The sequence below is a fragment of the Alteripontixanthobacter muriae genome (genome assembly GCF_013336795.1).
Classification (GTDB): domain Bacteria; phylum Pseudomonadota; class Alphaproteobacteria; order Sphingomonadales; family Sphingomonadaceae; genus Pseudopontixanthobacter; species Pseudopontixanthobacter muriae.
Window position 1 is genome coordinate 130,407 of the sequence record NZ_JAAFZT010000005.1, and the last position, 12,851, is coordinate 143,257.

The window sequence follows — 12,851 nt, forward strand, 5'->3', positions numbered from 1 at the left end:
AATTCAAGCACTCAGCGCTTGCCGTCGCGGGCGCAGGGAAAGGGGAATAATGAAAGTCTATTACGACGCCGATTGCGATCTCAACCTGATTGCCGACAAGAAGATCGTGGTGCTCGGCTATGGCAGCCAGGGCCACGCCCATGCGCAGAATTTGCGCGATTCCGGTGTGGCAGAGGTTGCGATCGCCCTTCGTGAAGGAAGCGGCACGGCCAGGAAGGCCGAGGATGCCGGCTTCACTGTCATGACCAACAGGCAGGCAGCCGAATGGGCCGACATCATCATGATGCTGGCTCCGGACGAGAACCAGGCGCAGATCTGGAACGACGATCTGAAGGGCCACATGAAGCCCGGAGCAGCCCTCGCTTTCGCGCATGGCCTCAACGTCCACTTCGGCCTGATTGAACCGACAGACGACATCGACGTCATCATGATCGCACCCAAAGGCCCGGGCCACACGGTGCGCAGCGAATATCAGCGCGGTGGCGGCGTACCCTGCCTGATCGCCATCGATCAGGATGCGAGCGGCAATGCCCATGACATTGCGCTCGCTTATGCCAGCGGTGTCGGCGGCGGCCGATCGGGGATCATCGAAACCAACTTCAAGGAAGAGTGCGAAACCGATCTCTTCGGCGAACAGGCGGTCCTGTGCGGCGGCATCACCCACCTCATCATGGCAGGCTTCGAGACATTGGTGGAAGCGGGCTACGCTCCGGAGATGGCTTACTTCGAATGTCTACACGAAACCAAGCTGATCGTCGATCTGCTCTATGAAGGCGGCATTGCCAACATGCGTTACTCCATCAGCAACACGGCGGAATATGGCGACTACCACACCGGACCGCGCATCATTACGGATGAGACCAAGGCCGAGATGAAGCGCGTGCTCGATGATATTCAGACCGGCAAGTTCGTCCAGCGCTTCATCACCGACAACCGCATGGGCAACCCTGAAATGAAAGCGCGGCGAAAATTGCAGAGCGCGCATCCCATCGAAAAGACGGGCGCTGATCTTCGCGCGATGATGCCGTGGATCACCGCCAACAAGCTGGTGGACAAGGAACGCAACTGAATGGCCGCGGCAGAGTTGACCATGGGAAGGCGGAGAAAAGGTAGCAACATGCACAAGATGACCATGGCGGCGGTGGCCACTGCCCTGATGCTGGGAGGATGCGGCGATACGACCGAGGCCGAGGATGTTCCGCCCACCGACGTGATCGCCGCGCGTGCCGATCAGCCGGCGGCGGTGCCTTACCCCGATTCCGAACGGCAGCTCCCCGAAGTGGCTCCTGACCCTGCGGAGCGCAGCAATTGCAATGCGGACATTGCCCAGGTCTTCGTCGGCGAGATGGCCGATGCGGAAACGCGCGGGCGCCTGCTGTCCGAAGTGGCGCCAGTGACGACGGTCCGCTGGGTCGGGCCCGGTGAAGCCACGACGGACGATCTGGATCCGGATCGTCTGAATGTCATGCTTGACGCTAGGGGCGCCATAACAAGCACTCGATGCGGATAATAAATTTGAGCCGGATATCCTGATACCAATTGATCGGAGCACATTATGAACAGAATCATCAGCACCAGTCTGGCGGCACTCGCCCTGTCCGCAGGCGCTGTCGGGCTCAATGCGCAGCAATCGAGTGCGCTTCCCGGCCAAGTGGACCCTTCTCGCGTGTCCGGCGGAACCTATGAGGTGGATTCCGGCCACACGCTCGTCGGCTGGCGGGTCAACCATTTCGGCTTCAACGACTATTTCGGCCTGTTCGGAGATGTCGAGGGTTCACTGACGATCGATCCCGCCAATCTGTCCTCCGCCCAAGTAGACGTCACGATCCCGATCACAGCGGTGACCGTCGCCAGTGAAGGACTGCGCGATCACCTGCTGCGTCCCGGGGAGGATGGCGCAGAACCGGACTTCTTCGGCGCGTCCCCCGCACCGGCCCGGTTCGTGTCCACTCGCGTCGTGCCGCATGGCGACGGGCGGAACGCGACCATCCTCGGTGATCTGACGCTCAATGGCGTGACAAACCCGGTGACGATCCTGGCCGAGTTCACCGGCGCCGGTGCCAATCCGATGAATCAGCGGGAAACCATCGGCTTCGAGGGAACATCGATGATCAAGCGGTCGGACTACGGGATCGACTTTGGTATTCCGGTCGTCTCCGATGAAGTCGAACTGAACCTCACCGCCGCTTTCGAGAAAGCGCGGTAGGATCTGTTTGACACGCCATGCTTGCTATCTGCGCAATATTACGCAATGAAAGGTGGCATGACACGTAACGGATCGCTTCTGCTTCGACTTATGCGCCCCTGGGCGTAGCCTGACGCGCCCCACACGGCGCGCTTGCGCTCAGGGGTGAAATTCGAAGACAGCGCCCTTCCCGATACGAGTTTTCTTGTCCATGACCATGATGCAGCGAGCGACCGGCAAGTACCGGCCTTTTCCGACCATAGACTTGCCCGGGCGCCAGTGGCCGACACGGACGATCACTGCTGCGCCTCGCTGGCTTTCGACCGATCTGCGGGATGGCAATCAGGCAATTGTCGACCCCATGGACGCGATGAAGAAGAACCGCTTCTTCGACTTGCTCGTCGATATCGGCGTGAAGGAGATCGAGGTCGGTTTTCCCAGTGCAGGATCGACGGAGTTCAATTTCATCTCGGGCCTCGTCAGGTCAGGCCGCATACCGGACGATGTCACCGTGCAAGTCCTTACCCAATCCCGTGAAGACCTGATCCGCACCAGCTTCGACAGCCTTGATGGCGCGCATTCGGCCATCGTGCATCTCTATAATGCGGTGTCCCCCGCCTGGCGCGACATCGTTTTTCGAATGAGCCGCGAAGAGGTGAAGGATATCGCCGTCGCAGGCGCCAAGGTGATGCGGGATGAAGCCGCCCGGCGGCCCGACACACAATGGCATTTTCAGTATTCGCCCGAGACGTTCTCGACAGCCGAACTCGATTTCAGCCTCGAGGTCTGCGAAGCGGTCATGGATGTTCTGGCTCCCACCGCCGAACACCCCATTATCCTGAACCTGCCGGCGACGGTGGAGGCGGCAACGCCCAATATTTACGCCGATCAGATCGAATTTTTCATCCGCAACTTACCGAACCGCGAAAATGCAATCATCAGCCTCCACACGCATAATGATCGGGGCACCGGAGTAGCGGCGGCGGAACTCGGTCTGATGGCCGGTGCCGACCGGGTGGAAGGCTGTCTGTTCGGCAATGGCGAGCGCACCGGCAATTGCTGCCTCGTCACTGTTGCTCTCAATTTGTACACGCAAGGCGTCGACCCTGGACTCGATTTTTCGGACATCGACCGGGTGATCCGCACCGTCGAATTTTGTAATCAGTTGCCCGTTGATGCGCGCCACCCCTATGGCGGGGAGCTCGTGTTCACGGCATTTTCCGGCAGCCATCAGGACGCCATCAAGAAGGGCTTCGCGGCGCGCGACACCCAGAACGGCGCACTCTGGCGCGTTCCTTACCTGCCGATTGATCCCGCCGATCTGGGCCGCACTTACGAGGCGATCATTCGCGTCAATTCACAAAGCGGCAAAGGCGGTTTCGCCTGGGTGCTGGAGCAGGATCGGGGTTTGAAACTGCCCAAGAAGATGCAGGCCGATTTCTCCCGTTCCGTTCAGAAGCTTGCCGATACGCTCGGACGCGAACTCACAGCCGATGACATCTGGCAGGCGTTTTGCGACACCTATTTCATCAGGACGAGCGAAAAGCTTGTGCAACTTGTCGATTATGAAGAAACCCGCGGGTCCGACGGATCGGCGATTTTCGCGGGCACAGTTGCCGTTGCAGGTGAACAGCAGCGTGTTTCCGGCCGGGGCAATGGCCTGATTTCTTCAGTAGTCGCTACGATGGAGGCGGCCTTCGACATCAGCCTCGAAATAATCGACTATACCGAACACGCACTCGGTTCGGGGCGCGAGGCCAAGGCAGCCGCTTATCTCGAATGCCGCGCCGCGGACGGACGCACCGTCTGGGGGTGCGGCATCGATGAGAATATCGCGACTGCCAGCATACGTGCCGTGCTGAGCGCGGCGAACAGCATCCTCGCCGCAGTCGATTGATCAGGAGCAGGCGGGCCTAGGGGAGGGCCTGCTTCCACCGTAAATTTAGTCGCCTGTCAGGATCCTGTCCACCAACTGCTTCACACTTGGTGTGAACTTGTTGGAATAGAACGGGTCCTCACGAAACCGGTAAGCCGCGTGGCCTGCAAACATCAGGTTCTCCTCCACGGGTCCGCCATGCGCGATGTCCTGCAAGGTTTTCTGAATGCAGAAGCTGCGCGGGTCAGCAAGACGGCCGGTCGTGTAATTGTCGTGATCCTTCCACGAGGAGAACGCACAATGCGACAGACATCCCATGCAATCGGCCTGATCCTTGCGAATGATATCGCGGCTTTCCGGCGTCACGAAAACGACGGTTTCCTCAGGCGTTTTCAGCCCTTCGGTGTAACCGGCAGCTACCCATTCACGGGCTTTTGCACGGTCCTCTTCCGTCACCCAGAAGTTCTTGCCCCGCACGCCCGCATCCAGTTGCACGCGGCGGTCGCCATCCTCGACCTTGCTGTAGCCGATCTGGCGTTCGCTGCGGTGGATCAGATCGTAGAGGAAATCGTTCTTAACCGCACTGGAATAGAAACCGGTCGGTGAAAACTGGTGAAGGAGCACGTCGCCCGGTTCGATATCGCGCAAGGCGTCTTTCCAGCCCTGCGGAATCGGGCTTTCTTCGGTTAGCAGAGGCCGGGTGCCGAACTGGAAAGCGATTTTTCCCAGTTCGGGATTGTCGATCCAGTTTTCCCATTCGCGCAGGAACCAGACACCGCCTGCCATGACGATTGGCACGTCTTCCGATACCCCTTCCTTGCGCATCGTGTCGCGCAGGGCGGCGACGCGCGGATAGGGATCCTCCGGCTTCAGCGGGTCCTCGGCATTGGACAGGCCGTTATGCCCGCCGGCGAGCCAGGGATCTTCATAGACCACTGCGGCCATCAGGTCGGCGACCTTGTGGTAGCTGCGCTTCCACAGGGCGCGGAAAGCGCGGGCCGAACTGATGATAGGGAGGTAGTGCACATCGTGACGCGCGGCGATCTCCGCCAGTTTGTAAGGCATGCCCGCGCCGCAGGTGACGCCGGTTACCAGCCCCTTCGTGTTGGCGAGCGTGCCTTCCAGCACTTCCTGCGCGCCGCCCATTTCCCACAGTACATTGATGTTGATGGCGCCTTTGCCACCGGCAATATCATGCGCGCGCTTCACCTGCTCCGTCGCACCGTCGATGGCATAGCGGATGAGCTGTTCGTGGCGCTCCTTGCGTGTGAGTGCATCGTAGACCTGCGGGACGATCTTGCCTTCCGCATCGTAGCTGTCGGCATTGACCGCGCTGACGGTGCCAATACCGCCTGCAGCCGCCCATGCGCCGCTGCTCTCGCTGTTGGTGGCAGACACACCCTTGCCGCCCTCTATCAGCGGCCACACTTCGCGCCCGCCATAGGAGATCGGTTCGAGACCCTTGAATGCCATTATGTCTTCACTTTCATCTTCGGTAATGATGCCGACTTGCGGCCTTCGCTGCCGCCAGGCTGATCGCTGCGGCACGGTTCGATTGCAGACGGCGCAGGCCGCTTGTCGGCCGCCTTGAATTGCGCATAATATCCTGCCAGTTCCGGCGCATCGCGGAAGGCGACGAGTTCAAAACCGACCTGCTTGAATTCGCACAGCAGCAGCAGGGGATTAATTCCGTGCTGATCGATCGGCCGGTCAACATCGACGACAACGACCTGCCCGCCTTCGGCAAGCGCCGGCCACAGGCGCCAGAGGAAAGCGTAAGGTTCGCTGACCTCGTGATACATGTGCACCAGGAAGATACGATCGAAACTGTCTTCCGGCAATCTCGGATCGTCAGCGTCGCCCGGCTTGATCGAGACATTGTCCAGGCGCTCACGTTCGACCCGCGACCCGAGCCGCTCCAGCGCGTCGCGGTCGATATCCTGGGCAAGCACCCTGCCCTCTGTTCCAACGCGTTCTGCCAGACGAACGGTGTAATAGCCATTGCCCGCGCCGATGTCGGCGACGGTCATTCCCGGCTCGATCTCGGCGAAGTCCATCACCTTCGCAGCCTCGCCGCGGCTGTCGCGCTGCGTCTCGGTGGAGAACTGGTTGCTGCCGAGGCCGGAAACAGGCCTGTCCGGTTGCGGGAATTCCAGCGCGCTCTCAGGCCGTTCGCCATCCACACGCTCGCAGCCGGTCAGGAGCATTCCCGACGCCAGCAGCGCGGCTGCGCAAATAGCGCCGCGTGTCCTCATTCGACGTCCTCGACCTCGACCGTTTCACCTGTGACACGCTGGGCCAGCGCGGCTGAAATGAAGGGGTCCAAAGCGCCATCCAGCACGTCGTCGGGCGTGGGGCTGGTCACTCCGGTGCGCAGATCCTTCACCATCTGATAGGGCTGCAGGACATAGGAGCGGATCTGGTGCCCCCAGCCAATCTCCGTCTTTTCGGCATATTCGCCCGAAGCGATCGCTTCGCGCTCCGCCATTTCCTTCTCGAACAATCGCGCTTTCAGCATGTTCATCGCGGTGGCGCGGTTCTTGTGCTGGCTCCGGTCGTTCTGACTGGCAACGACGATCCCGCTCGGCTGATGAGTGATGCGAACAGCAGAATCGGTCGTGTTCACGTGCTGCCCACCGGCGCCGCTGGCGCGATAGGTGTCAATCTTCAGATCGCCCTCGTTGATCTCGATATCGATGTCGTCGTCAATGACGGGATAGACCCAGACGCTGGAAAAGCTCGTGTGCCGCCGGGCCGACGAATCATACGGGCTGATGCGGACGAGGCGGTGAACCCCGCTTTCTGTCTTTGCATAGCCATAGGCGTTTTCGCCCTTCACCAGCAGCGTGGCGGATTTGATGCCTGCCTGTTCGCCCGAATGATAATCGACGAGTTCTACCTTGAACCCCTTGCGCTCGGCCCAGCGGGTATACATCCGCTGCAGCATCTCTGCCCAATCCTGGCTTTCCGTGCCGCCAGCGCCAGCGTGGATTTCGACATAGGTATCGTTGGCGTCGGCCTCGCCTGCAAGCAGCGCCTGAACCTTATCGGCGTCGGCGCGTTCGGCAAGACGTTCAAGGCTGGCGAGCCCGTCACCCACGATCTCGTCGTCGCCTTCGGCCTCACCCATCTCGATGAATTCGACGGCGTCGTTCTTCTCACTGGTGATCTCGCGAACAGTGCCGATGGCGCTTTCCAGCCGGCGGCGTTCACGCATGACGTTTTCCGCTTCCTTCGGGTCATCCCACAAGGTCGGGTCCTCGACCCGCGCGTTCAATTCGTCGAGGCGCCGCAATGCGCGCTCCCAATCCAGCGACTGGCGCACCAGCTGCAGGGCAGCGTCAATTCGGTCGATGTGGGCCTGCCCCTCGGCACGCATGGCTTCTTCTCCGCGTAGAATTTGCGCCACGCCTAGCGAAGCCGGGCAAGCTTGGCAAAGGTTTGCCGTCGCTGCGTGGGGCAGCGCCGGGAATAGGTTCAGTAGATGCCGCCCTGCTCTTCCACGAAGCTTTCCGCCTGCTGGGGTGCCGGCGCGCTCCGACTCTGCGTCCGGCTGGTGCTTCGCACGGTCGACCGATTGGCCTGGCGGATGAGTTCGAGAATCTCGTTCCGGCGTGCTGCGATGGCATCCTGGCGCGTGGCGCGTGGCGGTTCGGTGTCAGGCTTGAAGGCTTCCCAGATCACCGCGGCCTGCGGCTCGTCGGTGGGAGTGGCGCCAAAAACCTTTTTCCCGCTGCGGCGATCGATCCGGACCATGCGGACACCGGCGGGCGCGACGAAGGGCTCGTCGGTCCAGCGATCCCGCGTATCGGTGACGAATTGCTTGAAGATCGGAGCGGCGGTGTTGCCGCCCTGTACATAACCGCCCATGTCGCGCGGTTGATCGAAGCCAAGATAAGTTCCCGCAACTATGTCGGGCGACCCGCCGACGAACCATGCGTTGGTCGGTCCGGTCGTCGTGCCCGTCTTGCCGAACAACGGCAGATCGAGATCGCGCAGGCGAACGGCAGTACCGCGCGTCACCACGCCGCGCAACATGTGAACGGTCTGGAAGGCGGTACGCGGGTCCATGACCTGACGCCCGCTCCGGGGCAGGCGGGGCATCGGCTGACCGTCGTATTCCGCCATATTGCACCCGGTGCATTCCCGCTTGTCGGCTCGGTAGATGACCTTCCCGCGCCGGTCCTGCACATAATCGATGACGCTGGGGTTATGCTGGCGGCCCTGATTTGCCAGCGCCGCATAAGCATTCACCATCTTCAACACCGTGGTGTCGCCCGCACCCAATGCGAAAGCAGGATAGTTTTCGTATTTGCCGATGCCGACCCGCTCGAACATACGGGTGACATTATCCATGCCTGCTTCCATGGCGATGTGCACGGTCATCAGATTACGGCTCTGCTCCAGCCCCCAGCGCATCGTATGTACGCCGCCGCCGCCGCCGCCGAAGTTACGGAAGCATTTGTCGCCAAGGTTGGCGCCCTGATAGTAGCAGAACGTCTGGTCCGGAACCTGGCTGGCAGGCGTCATGCCATGATCGAGTCCGGCCGCATAGACGAAGGGCTTGATGGTCGAACCCGGCTGGCGCTGCGCCTGCGTTGCACGGTTGAAGCTGCCGAGGCGGCTGTCGAAACCGCCCTGCATCGCCAGAACGCGCCCCGTCTGCGGATCCGAAGCGACGAAGCCGCCGGACACTTCCGGAAGATACTCCAGCCGGTATCCATCGCCAGCTGGGGAGGCGGCCACGACATCGCCGACCTTGAGCGAATCCGCCGCACGGGACAGCGCGTAATCCTCGCCATCGGTGAACAGGATGCGCGGGGAAGCGCCTGCCTGGTTTATGACGCCAATGCGCCAATTCTCGTAATTGATGCCGAGGTTTGAACTCGCCAGCTGGGACGCGAGGTTGCCCGCATCGGCATCCAGCGTCGCGACCGGCCCACGGAAGCCCTTGCCATTGTGGTAACGCAGCATTCCTGCACGAAGGGAATCGCGCGCCGCATCCTGCATTTCGGTATCGAGCGACGTCCTCACCCACAAGCCGCCCGAATAGACGCTGTTCTTGCCGTCATCGGCAGTCTCGCCGAACTCGTCGATCAATTGGCGGCGAACTTCTTCGAGGAAGTAGCCCGCATCGGCACTGGCGGTCTGCGATTTCTGCGGCTCCAGCCCCAGCGGCTGCGCCTTGGCGCGGGCCGCCTCGCTTTCCGTGACGAAATCGTTCACGGCCATCTGGTCGAGCACGAAATTGCGGCGGGCAAGCGCGAGTTGCTCGTTCTTGGCCCGGCCATAGCGCTCCGGTGCCTTCGGCAAGATCGCGAGGAAAGCCATCTCGTGTAATTCCAGATCGCCGATATCCTTGTCGAAATAGGCACGGCTGGCTGCCTGCACGCCGAAGCTGCGGCGGCCGAGAGGTATTTCGTTGAGGTAAAGCTCGAGAATCTGGCGCTTCGTCAGCACGTCCTCGATCTTCATCGCCAGCATCATTTCCTTCAGCTTGCGCGTAATGGAATATTCGTCGCCAACCAGAATGTTCTTGGCGACCTGCTGCGTGATCGTCGACCCCCCCTTGGCGCGCTGGCCGGTTCCCATCTTGCTGGCGTAATCGACGACCGCGCCGGCAAGGCCGGTCACGTCGACACCGCCGTGGCTGAAGAAGGTCTTGTCCTCCGCCGCCAGATAGGATTCGATCAGGGTCTGCGGGAAGTCGGCATATTGCAGCTGCACCCGGCGTTCACGCGCGTAGGAATGCACGATTTCCCCGTCGATGCCGCGCACGACCGTCGGCAGCGGCGGTTCGTAATCGAGCAGCGTTTCGGCATCGGGCATTCCGCGGGATAGCGCGATCCACAGCGCGATCAGCGAAACAAGGCCGAGCACGCCAAGGATAAATCCCCAGCGGAACCAGCGACGTTCGCGCCAGTTACGTTTGAAGAATTGCGCAACCCCGCTCGCGTCGCGGCGTATACGATATGTGATGCTGTCTCTGGATTGTTCGGCCATGATCAGCGGCAGCCCTTAGCATGCGCTACCTTGCTGTTGCCAGAACAAAGCTGGTTTTTCAGTCGATGATGTAGCCGATCTCGAAATCGCCCCAGCGTTGCCCGGCAATTATCATGGGGACGTAAACGTTGCGAACAACCTGGTATGTCAGCCCGTCCCCTTCCTGCCTGTAGACCGCCATCATGTAAGGTGCATCGCTGGCTTTTGCCTTCCGGTCGACCGGCGCGAAAATGATGCGGCCATTCCGACAGTATTGCGTGTCATGTCCGACCTCGCCCGTGGGCCTACGGGAGAACTCCGTCACGTGAGTGGGCAGGTACCCGTTCTTGTCGGTGCAGGCTGCAGCCATGATCTGCGGATCCGATGATTTCATCCGGTCCAGCAGCGGCCGCCAGTTGCGATCGGTCCATTCCATTGCCCGCGTGCTGTAGCGCGGTGGGTTACTGCCCTCAATCAGCCGGTAATCGGTGTCGAATAGCGCGGCGAGATCCAGCGATCCGTCCTTCACCGCGGCTTCTGCGAGCGCAGCCGCTTCCGCAGCGGCCTGCAGCGCCTTTTGCACCATGGCTCCGTCGATAGGCGAGAGGCCTGCCTGGACAATGCCGTCGAACATCTCGTTGGCCGTCATCTCAAGGCTGCCGATCTGGCGATTGGCGTCCTGTAGCTTGGTTTCATTCTTCACGGCAGCACGGTCGAAATTGTCCAGCACGCTTTGCACGCGCCCGACATGTCCGCTGATTGTGCCGGTCGCACGGGCAATCTGGTCGTTCTGGCGATCGACTTCCTCCACCAGCTCGCTGACGCCGGCGATGGTATTTTCGATGCGTGCGACCGATTCCTTGGCCGCTCCACTCGCCTGCGCGCCGCTCTCGATTCGCGCGATGACCTGCTCGGCCTCGCCGCCCAGCGTGTCGATGGTGCGGGCAATTTCCTCGGTCGCGGTTCGGGTGTTACCAGCGAGGACCTTAACCTCGTTCGCGACGACGGCGAAGGTCCGCCCCGCATCCCCTGCCCGCATCGCCTCAATGGTGGCGTTCAGGGCCAGAATGTTGGTGGTTTCCGCAATCTGATCGATATCCTGCGAACAGCGGCGCACCTGGTCCATCGCCGCTGCGAAGCCGGTGACATGGTGCGTGAGTGTGTCGACAAGTTCGAGCAAGCCGTTGATCTGACCAAGAGAGGACCGGATCAGCGTAGTGCCCTCGCCCAGTCGTTCGATTGCTTTTTCCGATAACAGACGGGCTTCGTCGCTGGCTTCGGAAACCTTCTGCTGGTCGGCCTCGAGCGCCGCGACGGTTTCCTGCAGTTCGGCATGTTCTGCGCGCAATCGTTCGGATGACTGGATCACGCTTTCGACGATGCCGGCAACGTTGGATGCGCCCACCGTGACCTTGCCGCAGCTTTCGGGAATGAGGTCGATCGCCCCGTGCCCCGCGCCGCCAAGACCCAAAACTTCCATTTGTTCGTACTTCATCGCCGCAGCGGCCCCCCACCTGATGTTCAGGCCGGTTTACGGTGCCATGGTTACCAGCGGTTTAATCCTGCGCACATTTCCGCGCTGGCGAAGACGTGCCTTACGCGATAGATACCTGCGCCATGTTTTTCGATTTCGTAGACGAGCTGCGCGCAGCCGGCATATCGGCTTCCTTCAAGGAACATCTCACGCTGCTCGAGGCGCTCGACCGCGACGTGATCGAACAGACGCCCGAAGCCTTCTATTACCTGAGCCGGGCCACTTTCGTGAAGGACGAAGGGCTGCTCGACCGCTTCGATCAGGTGTTCAACCGCGTCTTCAAGGGGATCATAAGCGATTACGGGCAGAACCCGGTCGAGATTCCCGAGGACTGGCTGAAAGCAGTCGCCGAGAAGTTCTTCTCGGAAGAGGAGATGGCCGAGATCAAGTCGCTGGGCGACTGGGACGAGATCATGGACACGCTGAAGAAGCGGCTCGAGGAACAGAAGGAACGACACGAGGGCGGCAACAAGTGGATCGGCACCGGCGGAACGTCGCCTTTCGGCCATTCCGGCTACAATCCCGAAGGCGTGCGGATCGGCGGGGAAAGCCGCAACAAGCGGGCGGTGAAGGTCTGGGAAAAGCGCGAATTCCGCAATCTGGACAATACGAAGGAACTCGGCACTCGCAACATCAAGATGGCGCTGCGCCGCCTGCGCCGTTTCGCGCGCGAAGGTGCTGCCGATCAGCTCGACCTCGACGCCACCATCAAGGGCACGGCGAAACAGGGCTGGCTGGACATTCACATGCGGCCCGAACGGCGCAATGCGGTCAAGCTGCTGCTATTCCTGGACGTCGGTGGGTCGATGGATCCCTTCGTCAAGCTGGTGGAGGAACTGTTCAGCGCCGCCACCGCCGAGTTCAAGAATCTCGAATTCTTCTACTTTCACAATTGCCTGTACGAGGGCGTCTGGAAGGATAATTCCCGCCGCTGGCAAGACCGCACGAAGACCTGGGACGTGCTGCACAAGTTCGGGCATGACTACAAGGTCGTGTTCGTCGGCGATGCTGCGATGAGCCCCTACGAAATTACGCATCAGGGTGGTAGCGTCGAACATATGAACGAGGAAGCCGGAGCCACCTGGATGAAGCGGGTGACCAACACCTATCCCGCAACCGTCTGGATCAATCCCGTGCCTGAGAAGCAGTGGGGCTATTCGCAGAGCACGCGGATGCTGCGCGAGCTGGTGAATGACCGCATGTATCCCCTGACGCTGGACGGGCTCGACGATGCCATGCGCGAGTTGAGCCGCAAGCAGGGTTGAACCCGACCC

10 protein-coding genes are annotated in these 12,851 nt (G+C 61.0%); 5 read left to right on the forward strand and 5 right to left on the reverse strand.

Going from position 1 to position 12,851, the window contains the following annotated elements:
- Positions 1–49 precede the first annotated feature (49 nt).
- From ilvC to leuA, 4 genes are all read left to right on the forward strand, one after another.
- Positions 50–1,069: a ketol-acid reductoisomerase gene (gene ilvC / locus G7A66_RS02070; protein WP_174294044.1), complete on the forward strand. Its 1,020-nt coding sequence runs from the start codon at positions 50–52 to the stop codon at positions 1,067–1,069.
- Between the two features lie 48 nt (positions 1,070–1,117).
- Positions 1,118–1,510, forward strand: a complete 393-nt coding sequence (locus G7A66_RS02075; protein ID WP_174294045.1) for an I78 family peptidase inhibitor — start codon at positions 1,118–1,120, stop codon at positions 1,508–1,510.
- Positions 1,511–1,555: 45 nt separating this feature from the next.
- On the forward strand, positions 1,556–2,206 hold the full coding sequence (locus tag G7A66_RS02080) for a YceI family protein (RefSeq protein ID WP_174294046.1): 651 nt from the start codon (positions 1,556–1,558) through the stop codon (positions 2,204–2,206).
- Between the two features lie 190 nt (positions 2,207–2,396).
- Positions 2,397–4,082: a 2-isopropylmalate synthase gene (leuA, locus tag G7A66_RS02085; RefSeq protein ID WP_174294047.1), complete on the forward strand. Its 1,686-nt coding sequence runs from the start codon at positions 2,397–2,399 to the stop codon at positions 4,080–4,082.
- Positions 4,083–4,127: 45 nt separating this feature from the next.
- Here leuA and G7A66_RS02090 read toward each other — a convergent pair whose 3' ends face one another.
- From G7A66_RS02090 to G7A66_RS02110, 5 genes are all read right to left on the reverse strand, one after another.
- A complete protein-coding gene (locus tag G7A66_RS02090) occupies positions 4,128–5,534 on the reverse strand; it encodes an NAD(P)H-dependent flavin oxidoreductase (RefSeq protein WP_174294048.1) in 1,407 nt (468 codons plus the stop codon).
- Positions 5,534–6,316 carry a class I SAM-dependent methyltransferase gene (locus tag G7A66_RS02095; protein WP_174294049.1) on the reverse strand — a complete coding sequence of 261 codons (783 nt, stop codon included), beginning with the start codon at positions 6,314–6,316 and terminating at the stop codon, positions 5,534–5,536. Before G7A66_RS02095 ends, G7A66_RS02090 begins: the two co-directional genes overlap by 1 nt.
- Positions 6,313–7,440, reverse strand: coding sequence for a peptide chain release factor 2 (gene prfB, locus G7A66_RS02100; protein WP_174294112.1), 1,128 nt, complete (start codon positions 7,438–7,440; stop codon positions 6,313–6,315). The genes G7A66_RS02095 and prfB overlap by 4 nt, the downstream gene beginning before the upstream one ends.
- Positions 7,441–7,538: 98 nt before the next feature.
- The gene (locus G7A66_RS02105; protein ID WP_174294050.1) at positions 7,539–10,064 is read right to left on the reverse strand and encodes a penicillin-binding protein 1A; all 2,526 of its coding nucleotides are present in this window, start codon (positions 10,062–10,064) and stop codon (positions 7,539–7,541) included.
- Positions 10,065–10,122: 58 nt separating this feature from the next.
- The gene (locus G7A66_RS02110; RefSeq protein WP_232366584.1) at positions 10,123–11,538 is read right to left on the reverse strand and encodes a methyl-accepting chemotaxis protein; all 1,416 of its coding nucleotides are present in this window, start codon (positions 11,536–11,538) and stop codon (positions 10,123–10,125) included.
- A gap of 122 nt (positions 11,539–11,660) precedes the next feature.
- On the opposite strand from G7A66_RS02110, the gene G7A66_RS02115 reads away from it, so the two are divergent.
- Complete coding sequence (locus G7A66_RS02115; protein ID WP_174294051.1) at positions 11,661–12,842, forward strand: vWA domain-containing protein; 1,182 nt, start codon at positions 11,661–11,663, stop codon at positions 12,840–12,842.
- Positions 12,843–12,851: the final 9 nt, after the last annotated feature.

Coding starts and splice junctions, on each gene's coding strand:
- ilvC (WP_174294044.1), top strand. CDS start 50: ATGAAAGTCTATTACGACGCCGATTGCGATCTCAACCTGATTGCCGAC.
- G7A66_RS02075 (WP_174294045.1), top strand. CDS start 1,118: ATGCACAAGATGACCATGGCGGCGGTGGCCACTGCCCTGATGCTGGGA.
- G7A66_RS02080 (WP_174294046.1), top strand. CDS start 1,556: ATGAACAGAATCATCAGCACCAGTCTGGCGGCACTCGCCCTGTCCGCA.
- leuA (WP_174294047.1), top strand. CDS start 2,397: ATGACCATGATGCAGCGAGCGACCGGCAAGTACCGGCCTTTTCCGACC.
- G7A66_RS02090 (WP_174294048.1), bottom strand. CDS start 5,534: ATGGCATTCAAGGGTCTCGAACCGATCTCCTATGGCGGGCGCGAAGTG.
- G7A66_RS02095 (WP_174294049.1), bottom strand. CDS start 6,316: ATGAGGACACGCGGCGCTATTTGCGCAGCCGCGCTGCTGGCGTCGGGA.
- prfB (WP_174294112.1), bottom strand. CDS start 7,440: ATGCGTGCCGAGGGGCAGGCCCACATCGACCGAATTGACGCTGCCCTG.
- G7A66_RS02105 (WP_174294050.1), bottom strand. CDS start 10,064: ATGGCCGAACAATCCAGAGACAGCATCACATATCGTATACGCCGCGAC.
- G7A66_RS02110 (WP_232366584.1), bottom strand. CDS start 11,538: ATGAAGTACGAACAAATGGAAGTTTTGGGTCTTGGCGGCGCGGGGCAC.
- G7A66_RS02115 (WP_174294051.1), top strand. CDS start 11,661: ATGTTTTTCGATTTCGTAGACGAGCTGCGCGCAGCCGGCATATCGGCT.